Annotated in this window: 13 protein-coding genes; 8 read left to right on the forward strand and 5 right to left on the reverse strand. The window is 71.4% G+C overall.

The genetic code is table 11. The annotated features are described in order from the left end of the window. Window positions 1-7 precede the first annotated feature (7 nt). Window positions 8-1372: a thioredoxin family protein gene (locus tag ACX9TP_RS45040; protein WP_482976886.1), complete on the reverse strand. Its 1365-nt coding sequence runs from the start codon at window positions 1370-1372 to the stop codon at window positions 8-10. Window positions 1373-1480: 108 nt separating this feature from the next. On the opposite strand from ACX9TP_RS45040, the gene ACX9TP_RS45045 reads away from it, so the two are divergent. From ACX9TP_RS45045 to ACX9TP_RS45080, 8 genes are all read left to right on the forward strand, one after another. Then, window positions 1481-3223, forward strand: coding sequence for a GTPase (locus ACX9TP_RS45045; RefSeq protein WP_482976887.1), 1743 nt, complete (start codon window positions 1481-1483; stop codon window positions 3221-3223). Between the two features lie 183 nt (window positions 3224-3406). After that, the gene (locus tag ACX9TP_RS45050; protein ID WP_482976888.1) at window positions 3407-3802 is read left to right on the forward strand and encodes a helix-turn-helix transcriptional regulator; all 396 of its coding nucleotides are present in this window, start codon (window positions 3407-3409) and stop codon (window positions 3800-3802) included. 78 nt (window positions 3803-3880) lie between these two features. After that, window positions 3881-4954 carry a hypothetical protein gene (locus ACX9TP_RS45055; protein WP_482976889.1) on the forward strand — a complete coding sequence of 358 codons (1074 nt, stop codon included), beginning with the start codon at window positions 3881-3883 and terminating at the stop codon, window positions 4952-4954. Window positions 4955-5146: 192 nt separating this feature from the next. Further along, window positions 5147-6577, forward strand: a complete 1431-nt coding sequence (locus tag ACX9TP_RS45060; protein ID WP_482976890.1) for an endonuclease/exonuclease/phosphatase family protein — start codon at window positions 5147-5149, stop codon at window positions 6575-6577. A gap of 88 nt (window positions 6578-6665) precedes the next feature. Then, window positions 6666-7760, forward strand: a complete 1095-nt coding sequence (locus ACX9TP_RS45065; protein WP_482976891.1) for a glycosyltransferase family 4 protein — start codon at window positions 6666-6668, stop codon at window positions 7758-7760. A gap of 144 nt (window positions 7761-7904) precedes the next feature. Then, window positions 7905-10109, forward strand: a complete 2205-nt coding sequence (traA, locus tag ACX9TP_RS45070) for an outer membrane exchange protein TraA family protein (protein ID WP_482982328.1) — start codon at window positions 7905-7907, stop codon at window positions 10107-10109. Then, window positions 10106-11740 (forward strand): outer membrane exchange protein TraB, encoded by a 1635-nt coding sequence (traB, locus tag ACX9TP_RS45075; protein WP_482976892.1) that lies wholly within the window; start codon window positions 10106-10108, stop codon window positions 11738-11740. The genes traA and traB overlap by 4 nt, the downstream gene beginning before the upstream one ends. A gap of 120 nt (window positions 11741-11860) precedes the next feature. Further along, entirely contained in the window at window positions 11861-18070 is a 6210-nt protein-coding gene (locus ACX9TP_RS45080; protein ID WP_482976893.1) for an RHS repeat-associated core domain-containing protein, read from the forward strand. Window positions 18071-18073: 3 nt separating this feature from the next. Here the strand turns inward: ACX9TP_RS45080 and ACX9TP_RS45085 are convergent, their stop codons facing one another. The 4 genes from ACX9TP_RS45085 to ACX9TP_RS45100 form a co-directional block, all read right to left on the reverse strand. Then, the gene (locus tag ACX9TP_RS45085) at window positions 18074-18511 is read right to left on the reverse strand and encodes a hypothetical protein (protein WP_482976894.1); all 438 of its coding nucleotides are present in this window, start codon (window positions 18509-18511) and stop codon (window positions 18074-18076) included. Window positions 18512-18780: 269 nt separating this feature from the next. Further along, the gene (locus tag ACX9TP_RS45090; RefSeq protein WP_482976895.1) at window positions 18781-19611 is read right to left on the reverse strand and encodes an Ig-like domain-containing protein; all 831 of its coding nucleotides are present in this window, start codon (window positions 19609-19611) and stop codon (window positions 18781-18783) included. Window positions 19612-19755: 144 nt separating this feature from the next. Further along, window positions 19756-21105: an HD-GYP domain-containing protein gene (locus ACX9TP_RS45095; RefSeq protein ID WP_482976896.1), complete on the reverse strand. Its 1350-nt coding sequence runs from the start codon at window positions 21103-21105 to the stop codon at window positions 19756-19758. 29 nt (window positions 21106-21134) lie between these two features. Continuing rightward, window positions 21135-22874 (reverse strand): HEAT repeat domain-containing protein, encoded by a 1740-nt coding sequence (locus tag ACX9TP_RS45100; protein WP_482976897.1) that lies wholly within the window; start codon window positions 22872-22874, stop codon window positions 21135-21137. Window positions 22875-22932 lie beyond the last annotated feature (58 nt).

A 22932-nucleotide genomic window follows, 5' to 3' on the forward strand; every position in this document is an offset into this window, starting at 1 on the left:
GGGCTTCCTACTTCGGCGCGGGCTGCGCGGCCTGCTGGAGCCCGGCGAGCTTCTTCTCCAGGCCCGCCACCGCGCGCGGAGACACCTGCGAGGCGGGCAGCGTCTTGGCGAAGGCGATGGCCTCCTCCAGCGTCTTCGCGGCGCCAGCCGGGTCCTTGCGCGCGACGAAGATGTCCGCGCGGCCGGAGAGCACCGTCAGGCGGCGAGAGCCCTGCACCCGGGCCAGCGCGCGGTCGCTCGCGGCGAGCGCGTCGTCCAGCCGCCCCTGCATGCGGTACAGCGTGGCCAGGCGCGCGGGCGGGTTGTAGTCCTGGGGCAAGTCCCGCTCGCTCTGCTCGAGCGCCGGAATCACGCGCTCGGGCGCGCCCAGCTTCATCGCCGCCCCCATGCGATGCGAGTCGAAGACGGTGCGCGCCTCGGGGTTGGGCGCCTTCGCGGCCTCGACCTCCAGGTACTTCAGCCACTCCTCGGCGAGGACCTTCGCACCGGCCTCGTCCTTCGCCGCCTCGCGCGCGTCCACGAGCACGCCGTACAGGTCCGAGCGGTCATCCGCGGCCATCTCGATGGCCGGAGGCGCCAGGGCCTCCGTCACCTTCGCCTCCAGGGCGGGCCGCAGCTCCTTCGCCGCCGCGGACGCCTCGTCCAGCGCCAGGGAGCAGGACAGCCCCAGCGACGCGCCGCTGGCCCAGAAGATGGAGCGCGGCGTCTTCGGCAGCTCCTCCAGCGCCTTGCGCGCGCACGGCTCGTACTGCTTCGCGCCGTACATGGCCGTCAGCATCGACGCCACCGCGCGGCCCCGGCGGGACCAGTCCGCGGGCGCCTCGGCGAGGGCCTCGGCCAGCGTCTCGGCGGACTCCGCGGCGCGGCCCTCCGCGTACAGCGCGTCGCCGCGCGCCAGAAGGGCCTCGGCGCCGGTGACGCCTCCTTTATATGCGCGCTCCCCGTCGTCGAAGAGCTTCACCAGCTGGTCCACCGTCGCGCTGCCGGCGAAGCGCAGCAGCGGCTTCTCCTGGCGCGGGTCGATGACGTACAGCGTGGGCCAGAACTCCACCGGGTACTTCTCCTGGAAGGCCGCGTTCGTCGTCAGGTCGGTGTTCACCTCCAGCCAGACGAAGCGGCCGGAGTGCCGGGCCAGCGCCTTGTCGGACATGACGTACGCCTTCATGGAGCGGCAGGTGTGGCACCACGGCGCCCAGACGTCGACGAAGAGGGGCAGCCCCTTCGCCTTCGCCTCGGCGAGCGCGCGGCTGTAGTCGTCCTCGATGAAGGGCAGCGGAGAGCCGGCATGGGACTCGTCCGCGGGGGCGTTGGTGTTGGCGGCGGTGCAGGCGACGAGCCCCAAAAGGAGCAGGCAGGTGGCGGGAAGGCGCATGGGGCGACCCTAGCGCCAATGGCCGCCTCTGTCCTCGGCCGACACCCGCGAGTGCATCTCCTGGGCACGGCGCCGCGTGCATGCTCTGGTGCGCGCGGACTTCCGGTGATGAGAGACCCGTACACCCTGCGCACCTTCCTCGCGTCCGCACTCGACGCCCTCCCCGCCCCCGAGCGCTTCCCGGAGGCGCCGGACGCGGACGCCGCGCGCCGCCTCGCCGAGCGCCTGCGCCGGGACTTGCTCCCCCGGCTGGGCTCCGCGGATGCGCCGCTGCTGCTGGTGGCCATCGCCGGCCCCAACAATGTGGGCAAGTCCACCCTCTTCAACGCGCTGGTGGGCGCGGCGCTGTCTCCCGCGCGGCCCGAGGGCGGCCTCACCAAGCAGTGCCTCGCGGCGGCGCACCCGGAGACGTGGACGGGCGCGCTGAAGGACTTCCTCACGCGGCGCTACGACACGGTACCGGTGGCGTCGGGGGACGTGGCGCCGGTGGACCAGCCGGGCCCGGCGGGGCGGCTGTACCTGGTGCTGTCGGACGCGGTGCCGCGCGGGCTGCTCGTCATGGACACGCCGGACTTCGACAGCGTGTACCGCGACAACCGCGAGCGCGCGGAGGCGCTGCTCGTCACCGTGGACGTGCTCGTCTTCGTGGTGAGCCGGCAGACGTACCAGAACGCCGCGCTGGTGGACTTCCTGCGCGCGGCGGTGGGGCACGGGCGGCCGTACCTCCTCGTCTACAACGAGGCCACGCGCGAGGAGGTGGCGCGCGGGCACCTGGACAAGCTGGCCGCGGACGTGGGCCACCCGCCGCTGGCGCGCTACCTGGCGCCGCACCAGCCGGAGGTGGAGGCGGGACTCAAGCCGCTGGCCACCGAGCCGCTGGACGGGCGCCCCGCGCTGTCCGCGCTGCTGGGACAGGCCGAGCACGCGCGCGAATTGAAGGCCCGGGCGCTGGAGGCGTCGCTCGCGGACGCACGCGCGGAGTTGGACGTGGTGGCGCGCGCGGCGTCACGCGCGGCGCAGGAGCCCGAGCGACTGCGGCAGCGGCTGCGGCATGAGCTGACCGGCGTGGGCGCGAGCGCGGCGCTGAAGGCGGTGCCGGCGGACGTGCTCATCGACGCCTTCCGGGACGAGCTGGACGCGCGCAGCAACTTCCACAAGTGGGTGCGGCTGCCCTTCCGGGGGCTGGCCACCGCGCTCACCTTCGTCAGCCGCAAGGTGCGCCAGTCCTTCACCGGGCCGGAGCCGGAGGGCGCGGAGACGCCCACGCTCGCGGTGGATGAAACCATGAAGGACGGCGTGCGCAGGCTGGTGGACGCGCTGGCCTCGGAGGTGGCCGCGTGGCGCGGGGACGCGGAGACGAAGGCGAAGCTGGCGGAGGCCTTCGGCCCGGTGACGCTGGCGAAGCTGGAGGAGCCGCTGGGCTTCGAGCCGCTGCACGCGCACGCGGCGGACCGGGCCACGCTGTACGCCTACTGCCGGGACCTGGTGGCGGCGGAGCTGCAAGGCGGCATGCGGGAGGAGATGCTCCAGACGCTGACGACGCTGGTGTACTCGGTGCCGTCGGGCGCGGCGGCGGTGGTGACGGTGGCCACGGGCGGCTTCGGCCATGACGCGGTGGTGTGGGCGGGCACGCTCTTGTCCACGCCGCTGATGGAGCGCTTCGTGGACCTGCTGGGCGCGCAGGTGCGCGCCCGCGTCACCCGGCAGTGGGCGGACGCGCACGGAGCCACGCTGGCCAGGGCGCTGGAGGCGCGGTTCTTCTCCGACGTGCTGGCGCACCTGGACGGGCTGGCCGACGACTGGACGCGCACGGCGGCGAAGCTGGACGAGGCCCGGACGGGGCTGGCCTGAGCGGACAGCGGCCCCGAAACGCCGTGCCTCCTGGACGGGTAGGGTCTGGCATTCCGATGGGAGGAATCGGGTCGGAACCGCAACCTGCCGGGTCCTACCGCCGGCCCCACTCCGCATGTCCTGTGCCCCCAATCCATTAAGTCGTATCTACGGCCCAGGACTTTACAGGATGGGTTGGCAGGTATGCTCGGTGAGCGCGAGAAGTCGTCACTGAAGAAGACGCTGGGCAGGAACGCTCAGGCGGCACGCGTGCGCCAGGAGCTCACCCAGGCGGACGTGGCCGAGCGCATCGACCTGGCCACCGAGGTGTACGGCCGCATCGAGCGGGGCCGCGCCTTCCCCAGCATCCCCACCTTCTGGCGGCTGTGCCACGTGCTGCAGGAGTCCGCGGACCGGATGCTGGGGCTCCCCGCCGGCACGCTGCCTCCGGGCCCCTGGCAGGTCGCCGAGCCACCCCCGCCCCACGCCGAGCACCCGCCCGAGCTGCGCCGCCTCATCCGCACCCTCCAGGGCTTCGAGCCCGACGAGTGGCGGACCCTGCGCAAGTTCCTGGTGAGCCTCAAGCGGCAGGAGCGCTGACGGCCCAGGGCAGGCAGGCGGGCACGGCTGAACTCCGTCCGTGCGTGAGCTGCGGCAATGCGCCATGCTGGGGGCGTCATGAACGGCTCGGACCCGGCCGCCCCGGGGTCGCCACCTCTCGTCCTCTCCTTCCGCCACCTGCTGACCGACGCGGTCGGCACGTTCCTGGACGAAGCCCGCATGACGTGTCCGCAGACGGCGGACTCCATTGGAGAGCTCATCGTCACGCTGTCGCGCTACCGCGAGGAGGGCGCGCCGCTGTTCCCCATGGCCTTCGTCTGTGACGACCTGGGGCAGATGCTGGCGCAGCTCGGCGGGCACGACCCCATCGGCATCGGCATCGGTCCCCGCTCGCGGGCCACGATTCAGCGGGCGCTGAAGCAGTGCGCGCCGCTGGGCCAGGGCCGCTGGTGGGCGCTGTACCTGCTGCGGGTGCCGGAGGGCTTCGCGTACGGCGTCTTCCGCACGGACCCGTTCCCCCTGGCGGAGACCCCGCTGGAGCGGCTGCGCCGCTCGGGCGACGGAGGCGCGGGCGTGGTGGGCGTGCTCCAGCTGGCGGACAACATCCTGGAGCTGCGCGCGTGCGGCGGGCTGTGCCGGCACGTGTACCTGTCCGGCGCGCGCGTGGAGGCGGCGTCTCCGCCGGAGGTGCTGGACGAGCTGGCCGAGGCCGTCACGGACGGCGTGGCCACCGCCGCGCGAGAGCGCGCCCGGGGCTTCTTCCGCCGCGTCCTCTTCGAGGTGATGCAGGGCTCGCACGGCACGCTGGTGGCGGTGCTGCCCCGGGAGCGCGCGGGCTCGATGCTGTTCGTGGACGGCATCATCCTGCCGCGCCCGCTGGACATCGTCGCGCTGCTGGAGCGCTACCACGCGGACCCCACCGACGCCGCCGCCACCGCGGTGCGCGCCACCGCGCAGCTGCTCCGGGGGATGATGGCCACGGACGGAATCACGGTGCTGCGCGCGGACGGGTGCATCGTCGGCTACAACATCTTCGTGAGACACCCGGAGACGCTCACCAGCCAGCCCTCCGTCGTCGTCGGAGGCGCGAGGCGGAGGACCTTCGAGGTGCTGTGCGCGGCCCTGGGCCATGAGCTGACCGCCGCGCTCATCCGCTCGCAGGACGGCGACGTGAGCTGCCGCCGGGCGTGAGTGACGGGGCCAGTTGAAGGGCCCGGGCCACGTGGAGCAGCCAGCAAGTCGCTGTCAGACCATATCGCTATAGAACGTCTCGGGGCGGGCGGAACACCGCCGCCACGCGGGCCGCGAGCGTGGCTCGGCCACACAAGAGGGGGAACATTGCCGCACTTGATTGCAATGCCATCATCGACATCCAGACTCCACGTGCGTGCACGCGCATTCCTGCAGGACAACCTCGCGGCCTGGGCCGCGCTGATGCTCGTGCTCCTGGGGGGAACCGCCAGCGCCGCATGCGTCGCGGGCACCCAGAAGGCGTGCACCAATGACTGGGGATGCCCGGGGACGTCGGTATGCGACGGCTACGACTGGGGCGACTGCAATGGCTCGAGCACCTGCAACGAGCCGCCTCCCATGACGCTCAGCTACGTGACCAGCGGTATCGGCGCGAGCCGTGAGCTCCAGGTGGAGGGCCTCCTCGGCGCGCCCACCACGGACAGCTTCCCAACCTACCTCTTCCGGCAGGCCCAGAAGGCCCTCACCTTCACCGCAACGGCGGCAGACCCGGCCCGCGGAGTCAAGTCCGTCAAGCTCCAGGGAACGCTCAACGTCGTCTGCATGCAACAGCGCAGCGACGTGCTGCTGCGTGAGGGCTTCTCGACCCAGTCCTTCACCTTCTCCAACCAGAACAGCGCCGCGACCACGGCCTCCTCGCGCACCGTCTCCCTCTCCATCAACTTCAAGTCGTATGCCGAGGAGACGCGATGCCCGACCAACTACCTGCCCTACCGGCAGGACTTCTCCGTGGTGGCCGAGGCAACGGATGGGAGCGGCGGCGTGCTGAGGACGCCGCTGAAGCGCTACGTGTTCGTGCAGTCCTTCAAGGTCGCGACCTTCAACGTCCGCAATGGTGCCGACGACGATGGGGTGAGCAGCTTCGACCGCCTCGCCCAGCACATGAATGACAGGAACGACATCGACGTGGTCATGTTCCAGGAGGCGAGCGAGAACACGGTGTGGAACATCGCCGCGAGCCCGTACATCAAGGAACTGGCCCGGCAGGTCCGGTTCTCGGGCAATGGGGACCTTGCCGTCATGAGCAAATTCCCCATCAGCCAGAACGTGCCGGTCCAGTTCTCACAGCCGCTCGAAGGCTACGACCACCGTTGGCACTACGTCGTCCTGGACCTGGGTGGCTTCCCGGTCAAGGTCGCCAACCTCCACCTCCTCGCGGGAAGCGTGGCGAAGAGCCGCGGCATTTCCGAGGTCCCCTACCGGCGGCAGGAAGTGGACGAGGTGATGGCCTACATGCGCAACCCCGGCATGCCGGCCATCATCGGCGGCGACATGAACGCGAGCGTCTTCCAAGGTGACCCGTACAGCACGCCCGTCAGTGTCGAGTTCCAGTCCATCTATTACACGCCCCCGTACAAGCACTTCTGCCTGCCCCCGAGCACCGGCTGCCACGTCACGCCGGAGACGCCACCGCGCTTCAATGGCGACCATCTCTGGGTCTGGGTGAGCACGCCCGGATTCGGGTTCGTGGACTCCTACACGGCCTACGACAGGCATCTGGGACAGGAGCCGTACCTGTCGGACCACCGCATGCAGGTGACGCGTCTCTATATCAACGAGTGAGACGGGAGCGCGGCGGAGCGTGAAATCCGCCGCTTGGAGTGCCGGGTTCCCCTCGTCCACGAGGGGAACCCGTGGTGTGTTGGAGGCCATGAACTTCGTATTTGTCGGCACCAGCCTTGGGGCGCGAGGCACGGAGACCCACCTCGTATGCCTGGTGCGTGCCCTCGCCCGCGCGGGGCACGAGGTGCTCACCGTGGCCCGTCCGGAGGGCTACATCGCCCGCGAGCTGGCGGCGAGCGGCCTTTCCATCGAGCCCGGCATCTTCCGCAATGCGGCGGATGTCCGCGGCGCCCGGGGCGTCCTGCGCGCCCTCCGGAAGGTGAAGGCGGACTGGCTGGTGGGCAGCTTCGGCCATGAGTACTGGCCGCTGCTCACGCTGGGCAAGCTCACCGGGACGCCCGTGGCGCTGTTCCGGCACCTCAACAGCCGGCTCAAGCCGATGTCTCGCGCGCTGTTGCCCCGGTGGGCGGACCGCTTCATCGCCGTCTCCGAGTCCATGCGCTCCAACCTGGTGGAGCAGGGAGTTGCATCCGAGCGGGTGAGCCTGCTCTACAACCCACTGGACGTGGAGCACTTCCGCCCGGACGCAAGACTCCGGGAGGAGTCACGCCGGGCACTGGGCGTGGATGAGGATGCACTGCTCGTCGGCTTCGTCGGAGCGCTGAAGCCAGAGAAGGGAGTCTTCCGGCTGGCGGCGGCCTTCAACCAGGCCATGCCCCAACGTCCGAGACTGCGTGCTCTCTGGGTGGGCGAGGAGGCCGCGCACCCGAGGCTGCGGGAGGCCATCTCCCCTGAGCTCCAGGAGCGACATGTCCTGAGGGGTTGGACGGGGGACATGCGGCCGCTCTACGCGGCCATGGACGTAGCGGTCGTCCCCTCGGAGTGGCTGGAGCCCTTCGGACGTGTCTCGATCGAGGCCCAGGCCAGCGGAGTCCCCGTACTCGCGAGCCGGATTGGTGGGCTGCCGGAGACACTCCTCGAGGGGGAAACCGGACTGCTGCTTCCACCAGGAGACGAGGCCGCGTGGCGTGACGCGCTCGTCACCGCCGCCGACATGCCCCCCGAGCGCCGACGGGCCATGGGCGAGGCGGGGATGCGCTTCGTCCGGGGGCGGTTCTCCACCGAACGCATCGTGGAGGAGTTCATCGACCTGCTTCGAACATCTCCAGGTCGTGAGAATTGAAGAAGACCTGCCGAGTTGTGTCAGCCACCCTGCACGCTCATACCCGCGGAGTAAGCGCTTGAATTTGCTCTTGTCAGAGGAATCGAGCATTCTGACGCCGCTTTGAAATCCCCCCTGCTCCGCATCGCGCGAATCGCGCTCGCCGTGGTGACAGTGTGTCTCACGGCTTCCCCAGCCCTGGGCCAGAAGCTGGCGGACGTCACCGTTCAAGGTCCTCCGATAGCGCCTGCGCTGAGCGGCAGCGGTCACGGCCTGTGCGTCGCGTCCAACGTGTGGACGCGGACCCTGAACGAGTTCCCGCAGACACGCGGCACGTACCTCGATGGCATCAACGGATACATCGAGGAGCCCACCAGCAAGCAGAGCCGTGTCACCACGGTGCTGCGCACGCCGTTCGACCTGTCGAACAACCTCAACGACGGACGCACACTGAGCTACGGCGACTTCGTCGGCCAGGTCACCGCGCCTCGTTGCTCCACGGGTGGCTGCAGCTACAACGTCATCAACGACAACGACGCATTCACCTCGTTCGTCTCGCGCTTCCGCGGCTACCTGAACATCCCCTCGGGGCTCGAGGGCCAGCCACTGCACTTCGGCTTCTATACAGACGACGCCATCAGCTTCGTCATCTACGACCGGGGCCAGACATACACGGTCATCAACCGCCCTCCCCAGCTGGGCGCAGCAACCTGGCGAACGACCAACGCGGTCACCTTCATGCAGCCCGGCATCTACGCCGTGGAAATGCTCTATGTCCAGGTGACGGAGCACGCCGCGCTGGAGATGGGCATGCTGTCGGGCGCGTTCACGGACTTCGAGCGGGCCGCGAACCAGCCCCCCATCGTCAACCTGTTCAGCTCCGGCTTCCAGCTGCTGCAGCCCGCGCAGTTCTTCCAGACCGAGAACGGGCTCCCGTCCTACCCGGAGAACCTCGACCGCTGCGAGCAGTGCAGCCGCGCCAACGTCAACGCGCCCAACAACGGCGGCTGTGGCTCGTACTACTACTGCAACGCCGCTGCGCTGTGCGCGCCGTGCAACTCGTCCCTCCAGTGCGGCGACAGCTGCTCTCCCTGCGGCCAGTCCACGCCCCACTGCGCCAACCTCAACGGCCGCACCCAGTGCGTGCAGTGCACGGAGGACAGCCAGTGCGCCAACGGCCGCTGCGACCTGACGGACAACACCTGCCGTGGCTGCAACGACGACGGGGACTGCCCCCTCAACGGCCGCTGCGACCTGTCCGACAACGTCTGCCGCGGCTGCAACGATGACGCGGACTGCCCCGACAACGGCCGCTGCGACACGGCCACCAATCAGTGCACCGGCTGCAACGACGACAGCGACTGCCCCGGCGCCGTGTGCGACGTGCCCAACTCCGCCTGCGTGGAGTGCACCACCGACGACCACTGCCCCGGCGACGAGGTCTGCGACCCCACCACCCGCACGTGCAACGAGTGCAACACCGACGACCAGTGCCCGCGCGGAGAAATCTGCTCCAACCACCAGTGCTCGACCTGCGCCACCAATGACTCGTGCGCGGGCAACTCCTGCAACTGCTGCCCCAACGGCACCCAGTGCGCGGCGCTGACGCCCGGCGCCTCTCCGTCCTGCGTGGAGTGCACCAGCAACAGCCAGTGCGCCCCCGGCCAGCAGTGCGACGCGCTCAACGGCCGCTGCGTGGACGTGGTGCCCGAGTGCAACACCGCCGACGCCTGCGGCCCCGGCTGCGCGAAGTGCCCCGGCGAGCGCCCCTTCTGCCTGGACGGCGAGGTCTGCGTCCAGTGCCGCAACGACATGGAGTGCGGCGACGGCAGCTTCTGTCTCAGCGGCGAGTGCAGCGCCTGCACCACCGACCGGCACTGCGGCGAGCGCTGCGGCGCCTGCGAGGGCGACACGCCCTTCTGCCTCTCCGACGGCTCCGTGCAGGGCAGCGCCTGCGTGGGCTGCCGCGAGGACTCGGACTGCGGCAGCGGCGTGTGCAACCCCACCACCCGCACCTGTGACAACGCCGGCGCGTGCGCCGTGACGTGCCAGCAGGGGCTCGTCTGCAACGGCAGCACCTGCGTGGAGTGCTTCGCCGACGCGCACTGCCCCTGCGGCGGCACCTGCGACGTGGCCACCAACAGCTGCTCCACCGCCTGCGAGGAGAGTGGGGACTGCCTCGGCGTGGAGTTCTGCTCGGCCAAGACGCAGGAGTGCGAGCGCGGGCGCCGCAAGCCCGGCACCGAGCCCCAGGGTGGCGCCTTCTGCTGTGGCACCACCGCCGACGCCACTCCCGCGGGAAGCACCACCTTCCTGGTGCTGCTCGCCGCGGGCTTCATGCTCCTCAGGAACCAGCGCCGCGCCCGATGAAGCCCTCGCACCTGCCGCTCCTCCTCCTGGCGCTGGGGCTGTCCACCGCCGCCACCGCCCAGCCGGACACGCGCTTCAACGTCCAGATATTCCGTCCCTCCGGCGCCCCGCAGGACCTGGTGGTCGTGACGCAGTCACGCCCGCTGTCCCACCTGTCCGTGGCCGGCGGCCCCTACTTCAGCTACTCGCTCAACCCGCTGACGCTCGTCCCCGAGGGCGGCGACCTGGGGAAGATTTCCCTCGTCGGCAACCGCCTCCAGTTGGACGCCATGGCCAGCGTGGGCCTGTTCGACTGGGCCGAGGTCGGCGTGGACATGCCGCTCATCCTCGCGCAGGGCGGGCAGAACCTGGAGGTCATCGGCACCGAGGGGAGCGTGGAGAGCTTCGTCCTGGGTGATTTGCGGCTCACCGGCAAGGTGGCCATCCCCGGCCTGCGCCGTCCCGCCGAGGGCAAGGGCTTCGGCGCCGCGCTGACGCTCAACGTGAGCTTCCCCACCGGCGCGCAGGACGCGTTCGCCGGCGACGGGGAGCTGACGTGGGCGCCGGGCCTGGTGCTCGACTACCGCTTCGGCAACGGCATCCTCCTCGCGCTCAACGGCGGCTTCTGGAAGCGGCCGGACTACGTCTTCAACGGGGTGTCGGTGGGCGACATGATGCCCTTCGGCGTGGGCACCGAGGTGCCCCTGCTGCGCGGCAGCGGCATCACCGCCGTGGGCATGGTGCACGGCGCGGTGGGCCTGGAGAAGCTGCCGGACGAGCCCCGGCAGGTGCCCGCGGAGCTGCTCATCGGCCTGCGCTGGTACAGCTCCACCGGCCTCACCTTCACGTTCGGCGGCGGTGCGGGCTGTGGGTGCTCGCTCGCGTCGCCCACGCTCAGCCTCTTCACGTCCATCATCTGGGTTCCGGCGAAGACGCGCGAGTGGGAGGCGCTGGAGCGCTTCAAGGACCCGCCGGAGCCGACGCCTCCGCCCCCGCCTCCGGTGGACCCGGATGGCGACTCCGTGATTGGCGAGGGAGACCTCTGCCCGGACATGGCCGGTCCCGTGGGGAACGCGGGCTGCCCGGACACGGACAAGGACGGCGACGGCGTGGTGGACCGGCTCGACAAGTGCCCGGACCAGCCGGCCGGCAGCCGCGGACGCGACGGGTGCCCGCTGGCCCGGCGCGACGGGAACAAGATTGTCATCCTGGAGCAGGTGAACTTCGCCACCGACCAGGACGTCATCCTCTCCGAGTCCTTCCCCATCCTGGAGGAGGTGGCCCGGGTGATGAACGAGAACCCGGAGGTGGACCGCATCCTCGTGGAAGGCCACACCGACGCGCGCGCGAGCGACGCGTACAACCTGGACCTGTCCAAGCGCCGCGCGGCCAGCGTCGTGCGCTTCCTCATCGAGAGCGGCGTGGCGGCGGAGCGGCTGTGCTCGCAGGGCTTCGGCCGGAGCAGGCCGCTGGCGGACAACGCGACGGAAGAGGGCATGGCGCTCAACCGCCGCGTCGAGTTCACGATTCAACCGCCGAGCGACGGGCCCCGCCCGCCGTGCCCGGACGAGCTGGACAAGAAGCTCAAGCGCTCCCGCCCGAAGCTGCTGGCGCCCAAGGACAAGGCGCCCGCCCAGGCGCCGAAGAAGTAGCCGTCCGTCAGCGACGGGGTGGCCCGGAGGGCGGGGCCACCTCACCGCGAGCAGAACATTCTCTGACGCACGGAGCCGCGAAGGCCCCCCAGGGGGGCCCCGCTGATTCCCCGCGGGACTGTGGCAGCATGCGCGCCCTTTCCCTCCCCCGCGAGGCCCGTCATCCGTCCCTTCATCAGCGTCGCCGCCGTCCTCCTGCTCTGCCTGTCCAGTCCCGGCCGGGCCGCCAGCGGGCCCCAGAGTCCAGGCACGGACTCGGTGAATGCCTTCTACGGCAGCTACCAGGAGTCCGTGCCGCTGGCCGTGCCGGGCTTCCACGGCATCGAGCCGGCCCTCTCGCTCAACTACAGCTCCCTGGGCGGCAACGGCTTCGTGGGCCTGGGCTGGTCCCTGTCCGGCCTGCCCGTCATCGAGCGGGCCAGCCCCGGCGGCGGCGCGCCCCGCTACAACAGCACCGACATCTTCCTCTTCGACGGGCAGGAGCTCGTCCCCTGCGCCGCGGGCAGCGTCAGCCCCAGCTGCACCACCGGCGGCACGCACGTGACGAAGCTGGAGAGCTACCAGCGCTTCACGTTGGACGCGGCGTATGGCGGCGCCTGGACGGTGACGGCGAAGGACGGGACGCGCTCCGTCTTCCAGCCGCTGCAGTGGGTCCAGGGCGTGCCCTTCCGGTGGGCGCTCGGCGCCGTCACGGACGTGAATGGCAACACCGCCAGCTACACCTGGGCCTGCGAGACGGGCGGCGAGTGCTACCCGGACCAGATTTCCTACAACGTCACCACGGTGCGCTTCTACCGCGAGGCGCGCACGGACCGGCGCACGTACGCCACCGGCGACGGCGTGGTGTCCGCGGGCCACCGGCTGAAGTCGGTGGACGTGCGCGTGAGCGGCCAGCGGCTGCGCATCTACGCGCTCACCTATGAGCAGGCGGTCAACGGCCGCTCCCGGCTGACGCAGGTGCGGATGTTCGGCCGCGACGCCACCGTGGACGCCGCCGGCACCGTCCAGGGCGGCAGCGCGCTGCCGGCCACCGTCTTCAGCTACCAGTCCGGCACCGGCGGGTGGCTCTACGAGTCGGGCTACGACTCGTCCGCGGACGGAGACGGCTCGTCGCTCAACGACAACCTCTTCAACACCAACAGCTACCAGCGCGGCTGGGGCAAGTTCGACGAGGACAACTGGGGCACGCTGCAGCTCGCCGACGTCACCGGCGATGGCCGCGCGGACGCGTGCATCCGCATGGACTACGGCGTGCACTGCTTCCCGTCCAACGGCAGCCGCTTCGAGCACAGCGCCGCCTGGGACACCGGCGTGTTCAACAACACGCTGTCCAACGGCCCGGACAACTGGCGCACGCTCCAGTTCCCGGACGTCAACGCCGACGGCAAGGCGGACGTGTGCATGCGCCGGGACGCGGGCCTGCAGTGCTACCTGTCCACGGGCGCGGGCTTCCAGTACAGCGCGGGCCACACCACCACCTACTGGGCGAACTTCACCAATTTCGACGAGAACAACTGGAGCACGCTGCGCTACCCGGACCTCAACGGCGACGGCCGCGCGGACGCGTGCGTGCGCCGGGACTGGGGCGTGCAGTGCGTGCTGTCCTCGGACACCGGCTTCCAGTACAGCGCCGGCTACGACACGGGCCTGGCCGGTGACGGGGGCAACTTCGACACGGACAACTGGAGGACGCTCCAGTTCCCGGACCTGAACGGGGACGGCAAGGCGGACATGGCCGTCCGCGGCGACGAGGGGATGCGGCTGTGGCTGTCCACCGGCAGCGGCTTCGTCGCCCTGCCCACGGCCGCCATCTTCGGCAACGGCACCTACCAGCGGGGCCTGGGCACCTTCGACGAGGACAACTGGTCCAGCATCCAGCTGGTGGACGTCAACGGTGACGGCAAGGCGGACGCCTGCGCCCGCATGGACTACGGCCTGCACTGCTACCTCTTCAACGGCCGCACCTTCGTCTACGACAGCGCCTTCGACACCGCCGCCGCCGGGCCGGGCCTGTTCAACATCAACGCGGACCAGCGCGGCTGGGGCAAGTTCGATTCGGACAACGGGCCCACGCTGCGCTTCTCCGACGTCAACGGCGATGGCCTGGCGGACGCCTGCGCCCGCATGGACTACGGCCTGCACTGCTACCTCAACACCGGCAACGGCTGGCGTCAGGCCCAGGACTTCGACACCGGGTGGACGTACCAGTACCTGGGCAGCCGCAACTTCTACCAGCAGGGCTGGGGCACGTTCGACGCGGACAACTGGTTCTCGCTCCAGTTCGCCGACATCAAGGGCGACGGCAAGAGCCACCCCTGCATGCGCATGGACTACGGGCTCATCTGCTGGCCGGGCACGCCCCGGCCGGAGCTCGTCTCGTCGCTGGTCAACGGCTTCGGCGCCACCACCACCGTGGAGTACGCCCCGTCCTCGGCCTGGACGAGCGCCAACGCCCCGCCCGTCATCCACACCGTGTCCGCGGTGAGCATCTCCGACGGGCGCGGCACCACCAGCCGCACCACCTTCCAGTACTCCGGCGGCCTCTTCGACTACCCCGAGCGGCGCTTCCTCGGCTTCCGCTACGCGAAGCGCACCCTGCCGTGCCTGGCTGGCGAGGCGGCCTGTCCCTACGAGGAGTTCTGGTTCAAGCAGGACTACGGCTCCGTCTCCAAGGTGGAGCGCCAGGACACCCGCGACGGCGCCGGCCGGCTGTGGAGCGCGTCCATCCGCGAGTACCAGACCAACGGCGCCACCGTCCCCTACACGTCCGCGGAGACCACCACGTGGGAGTATGTCTATGACGGCTCCGGCAACGACTGCACGACGTGGCCCTGCGCGTACGGGCGGCGCACCGCCATCACCCACGCCTACGACGCCTACGGCAACGCCGTGCAGGAGACGACCTACGGCGACTACGACGTGTCCGGGGACGAGCGCACCCTCTTCCACACCTACCGTCCCAACACCGCCGCCTTCATCGTCTCCCGCCCCGCCATCACCGAGACGTACAACGGCGTGGGCTCGGGCGGCGCCCTGCAGAACCAGACGGTGCTCTACTACGATGACGCCGGCAGCTGGGACGCGGTGCCCGCGCGCGGCCGGGTGACCACCGCGCTGCAGTGGAATGGGCACGTCGGCGGGTACGTCACCCTGCGCACCGAGTACGACGCCTGGGGCAACGTGGTGGCCGAGGTGGGCCCGCTCGGCGAGCGCACCACGTACGCCATCGACTCCACCTCGCGCCAGTTCCCCGTCTCCACCACCACGCCCAACGGCCGCACCAGCACCACCGAGTGGGAGCCGGTCTGCGGCCAGCGCTCGAAGACGACGGACGCGGCGGGCCTGTCCGAGTGGCTCACCTACGACAGCCTGTGCCGGCTGGTGCGCAAGGACTTGCCGGGCGGCGCCTGGCAGACGCAGAGCTGGGGCAACCTCGGCGACCCGTGGAACCAGTACTCGGAGCTGCAGGCGCCCAGCCTGGATGGCGTCACGACGGCCTACACCCGCAAGTACTTCGACGGCATGGACCGCGTGCGCCGCGTGGAGACCAACGGCCCCACCAGCGCCGTCTCCGTGCGCCAGGACACCGACTTCAATGCGCGCGGCGAGGCGTGGCGCGAGAGCTCGACGTACTTCTCCGACGCCAGCCCCGTGTGGACCACCACGGACTACGACGCGCTGGACCGCCCCGTGCGCATCACCACCCCGGATGGCCAGTCCGTCACGCGCGCCTACGGGCTGGGCACCGTGCTCACCACCGACGAGCTCGGCCGGCAGCAGCAGGAGGTGCTGGACGTCTTCGGCCGCGTGGTGGAGCGCCTCGAGAGCTCCAGCTCGGGCTGGCTGTCCACCCGCTACCAGTATGACGCGCGCGGCAACCTCCTGAGGGTCACCGACCCGGCGGGCAACGTGTGGAGCTTCAGCTACGACTCGCTCAACCGGAAGCTGACGTCGTCCGACCCGGACCTCGGCGCCTGGACGTACGAGTACGACGCCGCCGGCCGCGAGCGGTCCCACACGGACGCCAAGGGCCAGCGCACCGAGTGGACGTACGACGTCAGCGGCCGCGTCCTCACCCGGACGTCCCGCGCGGGCACGGCCCAGGCGCAGACGGTGACGTGGACCTACGACGAGGCGCGCTCCGGCTTCTACAACCTGGGGCACCTCACCACGCTCCGGGACGCCACCGGCCAGTGGACGTATGACTACAACGCCGCGGGCAAGCAGGTGCGCTCCACCCGCGTCCAGGACGGCGTGGCGTACACCGTCCAGCGCGGCTTCGACGCCTCCGGCCAGCTCTTGTGGACCCAGTACCCGGACGGCGACAGCATTGGCACGGCGGGCAACCCGCTGCGCTACGACGGCAACGGCCGCACGCGCTTCATCCCCGGCATCGTCAACGACGCCACCTACGCGCCGGACGGCCAGCTGCTCACCCAGCTCAACGCCAACGGCACCACCACCACGCACACGTACGACGCGAGCCGCCGCTGGCGCCTGGGCCTGCGCACCGTCCGGGGCTCCGCCGTGGTGCAGGACCTGGGCTTCACCCGCAACGCGGCCGGCAACGTGCTGAGCGTCACCAGCCCGTTCGCCAACGAGTCCTGGGCCTACGGCTATGACACGCGCGGGCAGCTCACGTCGGTGGCGGCGCTCCAGAACGGGTCCACCGTCTGGAGCCCGCACAACCAGGCCTTCGCCTACGACGCGCTCGGCAACATGACCTACAACTCGCACGTGGGCGGCTACAGCTACCCGGCGGCGGGGGCGGCGCGGCCGCACGCGGTGCTGACGGCGGGGGCGAACAGCTACAGCTACGACGCCAACGGCAACCTCGTGTCCGGCGGGGGCCGCACCATCGTCTACGACGGCGACAACCTGCCGGTGGACATCAACGGCATCACCTTCACCTACGACGGCTTCGGCAACCGCATCCGCAAGGTGGTGGGCGGTGTCACCACCCTCACGGTCGGGGACGACTACGAGGTCTCCAACGGGGTGACCACCAAGTACGTCTCCCTGGCCGGCGCGCTCACCGCGAAGCGCGTGGGCACCACGTCCTTCTGGATGCACACGGACGAGCGGGGCTCCGTCCAGGCCATCACCGACGCGGCCGGCAACGAGGTGCAGCGGCTCACCTACAAGCCCTACGGCGAGCGCACGGGCACCGCCACGGGCCACGCCGAGTCGCGCGGCTACACGGGCCAGCGCCAGGACGAGACGGGCCTGTTCTTCCTCCACGCCCGCTACTACGACCCGGCCCTGGGCCGCTTCCTGTCGCCCGACCCGACGGTGCCGAGCGAGGGCGTCATCGGGCTGAACCGCTACGCCTACGCGAGCAACGACCCGGTCAACCACACGGACGTGGACGGACTGGGGCTCTTCAGCAGCCTGTCCAAGGGCTTCAAGAACCTGGTCAAGTCGCTGCGCAAGGCCGTCCACACCATCTCCCGCATCCCGGTGGTGGGGAGCCTGCTGGCCACGCCGCTGGCCGCGATGGCCGTCCTCACGGGCGACTTCGAGCTGGCGGGGAAGATGATTGCCGCTGGCGTGGTGAACCTCGTGGCCGCCGGGCTCACGGCGATGACAGGAGGGCTGGCGGCGCCACTGCTGGTGGCCGCGAATGCCGCCATCGGCTTCGTGTCAGGGGCGGCGACGGCCTACATCTACGGCGCCCGGGGCGGCGACATCTGGAAGGCGGGGATGATAGGCGCCGGCACCGCGGTCGCGGCGCTCGTCCCCCTGACCTTCAAGGACGCCGCGCTCGGCGCCAAGGACACGGCCACGGGGGCGAACGTCAAGGGCAACCGCGCCCGCGTCGACATCAAGGTGGATGGACTGGGCCACCGCACCGCGGACGTGTACATCACCGGCGTGACGACCAACGGGGGCGGCCTGCGAGGCATCATGCAGGACCTGAAGGACATCGCCACCAACCGCGTCGGAAAGCTGAGCGAAACGGCCGTCGCGGTGAGGGACACTCTCGGGGCCGCGGGCATCACCGACCCTCGCGACATCACCCTCCACGGCCACAGCCTGGGCGCGTGGGACGCGCTGACGCTGGCCCGAGGCCCCCTGAACGGCGCCACGGTGAACGCGTGGGCCGTGCCGGGCCTCGCGCTCAACGTCGTCAACGGGCGGATTCCCGGGGTGACCCTGCGCACCATCACCGGCTTCAACGACCCGGTGACGCAGGGCTTCCTCAACCCCGTCTCCGCCATCGCCACCACGCTGGGCGGGGGGGAGTGGAGGCTGCTGCGGACGGAGCGGATGTTCCTCTACATGGGCGGCCACACGTCGAAGGTGTACGACGGCATCTGGACCCAGTGACGCCTACTCCAGCCCCGGAGTGGGGCGCGCTGGCCGCGTCCCGTTGACGCCTCCGGGGTTCTCCACCGGGGGCCGGTGGAGGCTCGGCTCCGGCGGCTCGCGGGGGGGCGGGAGCGGCGCCTGGCCCGTCTGCTCTGGATGAGGCGGGCGCACCTTCCACGCGGGGACATAGCCCGGCGGGGGCGGCGCGGACGGACGCTCTCGAGCCACCTGCCAGGGCTCCGGGAGCGCGGGCCCCGCATCCGCCGGGGCCTGGGCGCGCGGCACCGTCACGGCCGGCGGGCGCGGGGCCACGGTGGCCGGGCTCGCTCCGGCGGAGGCACCGGGTGCTTCGGTGGGAGGCGGCGGGGACGTGGGGCCGGAGTCACCGGAGACGGAGTAGGCGATGGCCCCGCCGAGCAGCACGAGCGCGCCGGCGACGAGGCCGCGCGTCAGCCACACCCTGGATGGCCGCCCGGGAACGGGGGCCGTTGATTTCGAAGGCACGGCCGGGAAGCTAGCACCGGCGCCTCCATGCGGCCTGGAGGGAGCTGCGGCGCGGCTCGCCGGCTCGCTCCATGGGCGCGCCCCGGTTCAGCCTCGGCGGCCTGCCTGCTCCACACGAGGGGCGGCTCGCCGACGCTCCCTCGAGCGCGCGCCCCAGGGTTGGCTCTCAGCCGCAGTGGCAACGCACGGCCCGAGCGGCGACAGCCCTGCCGCCGCGCCGCCCGCTACGGGACGACGAACTCCGCCGCCGAGCGCCGCCGGCCCGCGACGACGGAGACCACGGCACGCCCCGTCCCCACCGCCGTCACGCGGCCGTCGGGCGACACGGTGACGACGGCGGCGTCCGAGGTGAACCACTCCAGCGGCACGCTCTCCAGCACGGCGCCGTTGCGGTTGTAGGCGCGGGCCTGGAGCAGCACGGACTGGCCCCGACGCTGGAAGGCGTGGTGGGTGAGGTTGAGGCCCAGGCGCGCGAAGTCCGGGGGCACCACCTGCACCGCGATGGCGCGGCTCAGGTGCCCCAGCAGCGCGGTGACGGTGGCGGTGCCCGGACGCACGGCGACGAGCTGCCCGTCCTCCACGCGCACCACCGTCTCGTCGGAAGAGCGGAACTCGGGCGCCGCGTCGGCGAGCGACTCGCCCTGCTCGTTGCGCGCCACCACGCGCAGCTTGATGACGCGGCCCACCTCCATGAAGTCCGCGCCCGGCGCCCTCACGTCGAGCGAGTTGAGGATGGTGAGGTCCAGCGGAACGGCCGTGCGAATCTTGCCGCCGGTGACGCCGATGGTCGTCTTGCCGGACTTGCGCACCGTCACCACGCCGTCCTGCACCAGGGCCACGTCCGTGGCGGAGCTCGTCCACCGCAGCTTCGGCTCGGACATCCGGTTGCCCTCGGTATCGAGGACCACGTACTCCAGCTTCACGTTCTGCCCCGGCGTCCGCAGGTACTTCGACGGCAGCGGCTCGACGGTGATGGAGTCGGGGGTCGGCCCGCAGGCACTCAGGAGCCCGAGGACGAGGACGAGGACGGAAGGGAGAGGAAGGCGCGTCTTCACGGCACGAAGGGGGCGTTGGAGCAGCGGCCATCCTAACGCCGTGGGCGAGCCCCGGTGGGAAAAGGGCCCGCTTCCGTCCATGACCGCACGCCTGCTCCACGCCCCGGGTGACGCCCGGAAGCCCACCGTCCGGGCAGCCGGCCCCTATGAGAACAGGAAGTGGGGCACGTTGAAGTCGTGCTCCGTCGAGTCGAGCGACGCGACGATGGACAGGCGCTGCCCCGGCTCGGCGAGGTCCACCACGTAGTCGGCCTTCGTGCGCCCCGCGCCCTGGATGACCCGGATGCGGGGCTTCGCGGCCTGGGCCGCGTCGGAGGGCACGTCCATCACCACGCCGACCTGGCCGCCGGACAGTCGCACCAGCGTCCCCACGGGATAGAAGCCCGCCACCGTGGTGAAGAGGCGCACCACCCGCGGGTCGAACCGCGTCCCGGCGCGGTGGGTGATGAGCCGGAGCGCCGCGTCGGGCGCGAGCCCCGGGTGGGGCGGCGCGGGGAAGGTCAGCAGGTCGAAGGCGCACGGCACCGCGAGCATCCTCCCCGCCAGGCCTCCGGGCCTGCGCACCGGGCCGCTCCACGCGGGCTGGAGGCAGTCATGCGCGGCCATGACGCGCTCCAGCCGCCCCGCGTCCAACGGGCGCTGCAACAGCCGCAGCGCCGTCTTCAGCGGCCCCCGCCGCGCCAGCAGCTCGTGCGAGGCCTGGTCGAACTCCTGCTCCGGCGCCAGCGGCGTGCTCCCCCGCCCCAAATCATGGAACAGTCCACTGAGGGCCAGGTCCAGCTGCTGCGCACGCGACAGCCCCAGCCGGCGCGCCATCAACAGGCTCAGCACCGCCACCGCCGCGCCATGCTGCCCGCCGTCCACGTCCGTGCGGCGAAAGCGCGTGAGGCCCACCAGCAGCGACTCGTGGCCCGTGGAGGCCTCGGCCAGCCGCTGGAGGACGCGGCGGAAGCGCTCGATGCGCACCGGCGTCTGCGTGGAGATGACGTGCTTGAGCAGCACGACGAGCCGCGCGTAGTAGCGCAAGAGCACCTCGCGCGGCGTGAGCACCTGGGACGCGGAGAGCACGTCCTTCAGCCGCACCGGGGCCAGCTTCTCCTGGAGGATGGCCTGCGGCTTCGGGCTGCGCCGGTGCTTCTGGAAGGCGACGAGCAGGCCGCGCAGGTGCTCCCGGCGCAGCCCCGAGCCGAAGGAGATTTCCTGCACCTGAAGGGGCTCCAGGTAGCGGCGCAGCGCCACGGCGGTCTCCAGGTGCTCCTCGCCCAGCTTCAGCCGGGTGCCCCCGAGGAAGGGGATGCCGCCCACGCACTGCAGCTCCACCGACTTCTGCCCGCGCAGCTCCGCGTCGAGCAGCGCGCCCAGCTCCTCGATGGCCTCCTTCGCGCCGGCGTTGTCCACGTCGTGCAGCGACACCGTGTGCAGACAGCGCACGAGCGCGCTCATCAGCCGCAACCCCACCTGCGTCTTGTCACTCCGTCCCGTCACCGCGTCCATGACTTCCCCCCCGCGTCACGACTGCCGTCTCACCCCACCGGGGCCAGCTGCGCGAGCGCCTCCCGGCAGGCCTGTCTCAGCGCCCGGGGCGCGAAGAGCTTCTGCGCCACCGCCTCCAGCAGCGGCCGGGCCCTCGGGTCTCCCAGGATGCCGATGCAGCGCGCGCAGTGCGCCTTCAGCTCCGTGTCCTGCTCGCGCTCGAACGTGGCGCGCAGCGCGGCCGCCGCCACGGGGCCGCCCAGGTCGGCCAGGGCGCGCAGCATGGCCATGCGCTCCTTCGACTCCAGCGCGGTGTCCAGCCGCGCCACCAGCGGCCCCACGGCGGCCTCCACGCCGTGCTTCACCAGCACCGTGAGCGCCGCGCCGCGCACCGTGGCCGCCGCGTCCGCCAGCGCCTTGAGCAGCACGGCCTTGTGCACCTCCACCTCCCGGGGGCCCAGCCGGGACAGCACCGCCACGCGCACGCCCGGCACGGGGTGCGCGAGCAGCGCCGCGGTGAGCGGCTGCGCCTCCGGCCCCGACTCGCGCAGCGGGTGCACCCACTCCAGGTCCACCTCTCGCAGCGACGCGGCCCGGGACACCAGCGCCCCCAGCGCCACGCCCCGGCGGACGAGCAGCTTCGCCAGCGCGGCGCGCGCGGCCGGCGCCTGCAGCGCGAACAGCAGCTCCGGGCCCGCCAGCAGCGCGTCGCGGGGCAGCGCGTTCAACAGCTCCATCACCCGGGGCAGCTCGCCGGAGCGCTCCGCCGCGCTCGCGAGCGTGAGGCGCAGGCTCTCGCGCTGGAGGAACAGGCGCGTGAGGGCGTAGAGGTCCGGGGTGCGAGTCCCCGAGGCCCGCGCGTCGCGCGTCATCTCCTGCACGGCCTGCAGCAGCTCTCCCCACCGGCCCTGCGCGGACAGCCCGGTGAGCAGCTCCTCCGCCCAGCCGAGCAGCTCCGGGCGCTCCTCCTCGCGGCAGACGGCCAGCAGCTCCCACACCGTGCGCAGGCTGCGCTCCAGCACGCCCTCCCCGCCGCGCTCGCGCTCCAGCGCCGCGCGCAGCTCCGCCACCTCCGCCTCGGTGGTGCCGGCGAAGGCGGGCGCTCCGGTGCGCAGCAGGTCCTGCGCGCTCACCGGCGCCAGCACCTCCGCCTCCAGGCGCGCGAGCCACTCGTCATGCCCCACAGGCCGCCGCCGCCCGCTTCCGCCCGCCTGCCGCCGGGTGAGCTCCGAGAAGAGCTGCTCCTCGCGCTCGGCCAGCAGCGCCTCGTCCTTCGCGCTGTCGGGCCCATCCTGCGCGGAGGGGACCTCCGCCACCACCAGCTCGATGTCCTCGAAGCCGCGCTCCCAGAACAGCGTGTAGAAGTCATGCTCCGGGGGCAGCGCCCGCTGCAGGGCCCGGTGCCACATGCCCAGGAAGTCGCGCAGCTCTTCCAGCGTCACGCCCGGCTGGAGGAGCACCTCCTGCACGCCCTCCAGGAAGAGGGGCCGCGTCACCGAGTCCTTCGCGGACGCGGACTCGAGGAGCACCGCCTCGCCCAGCAGCAGCGCCGCGGAGCGCACGTGCAGCACGGCCGGCTGCCCCGTCACCCCGTGGTAGCGCGTCACCGCGTCGAACAGCTTCTGCTGGAAGTCGACGAGGGTGGCGTGCCCCTCCGAATAGAAGCGGTACCCGTTGAGCGCCTTGCTCAGCGCGTGGCCCACCTCCGTCGCCGCGTCCTCGGGGGAGAGAGTGGGTGGAACACCCGCGACGGGGGCGAAGGAGCGGGGCTGGGATGAAGGAGCAGGCATGACGGGGATTCCCGCCTTTCTTGCCATGACCTGAAAGCGGGTGACTACTCCATCCGGG

The organism is Pyxidicoccus sp. M15 (genome assembly GCF_056858435.1).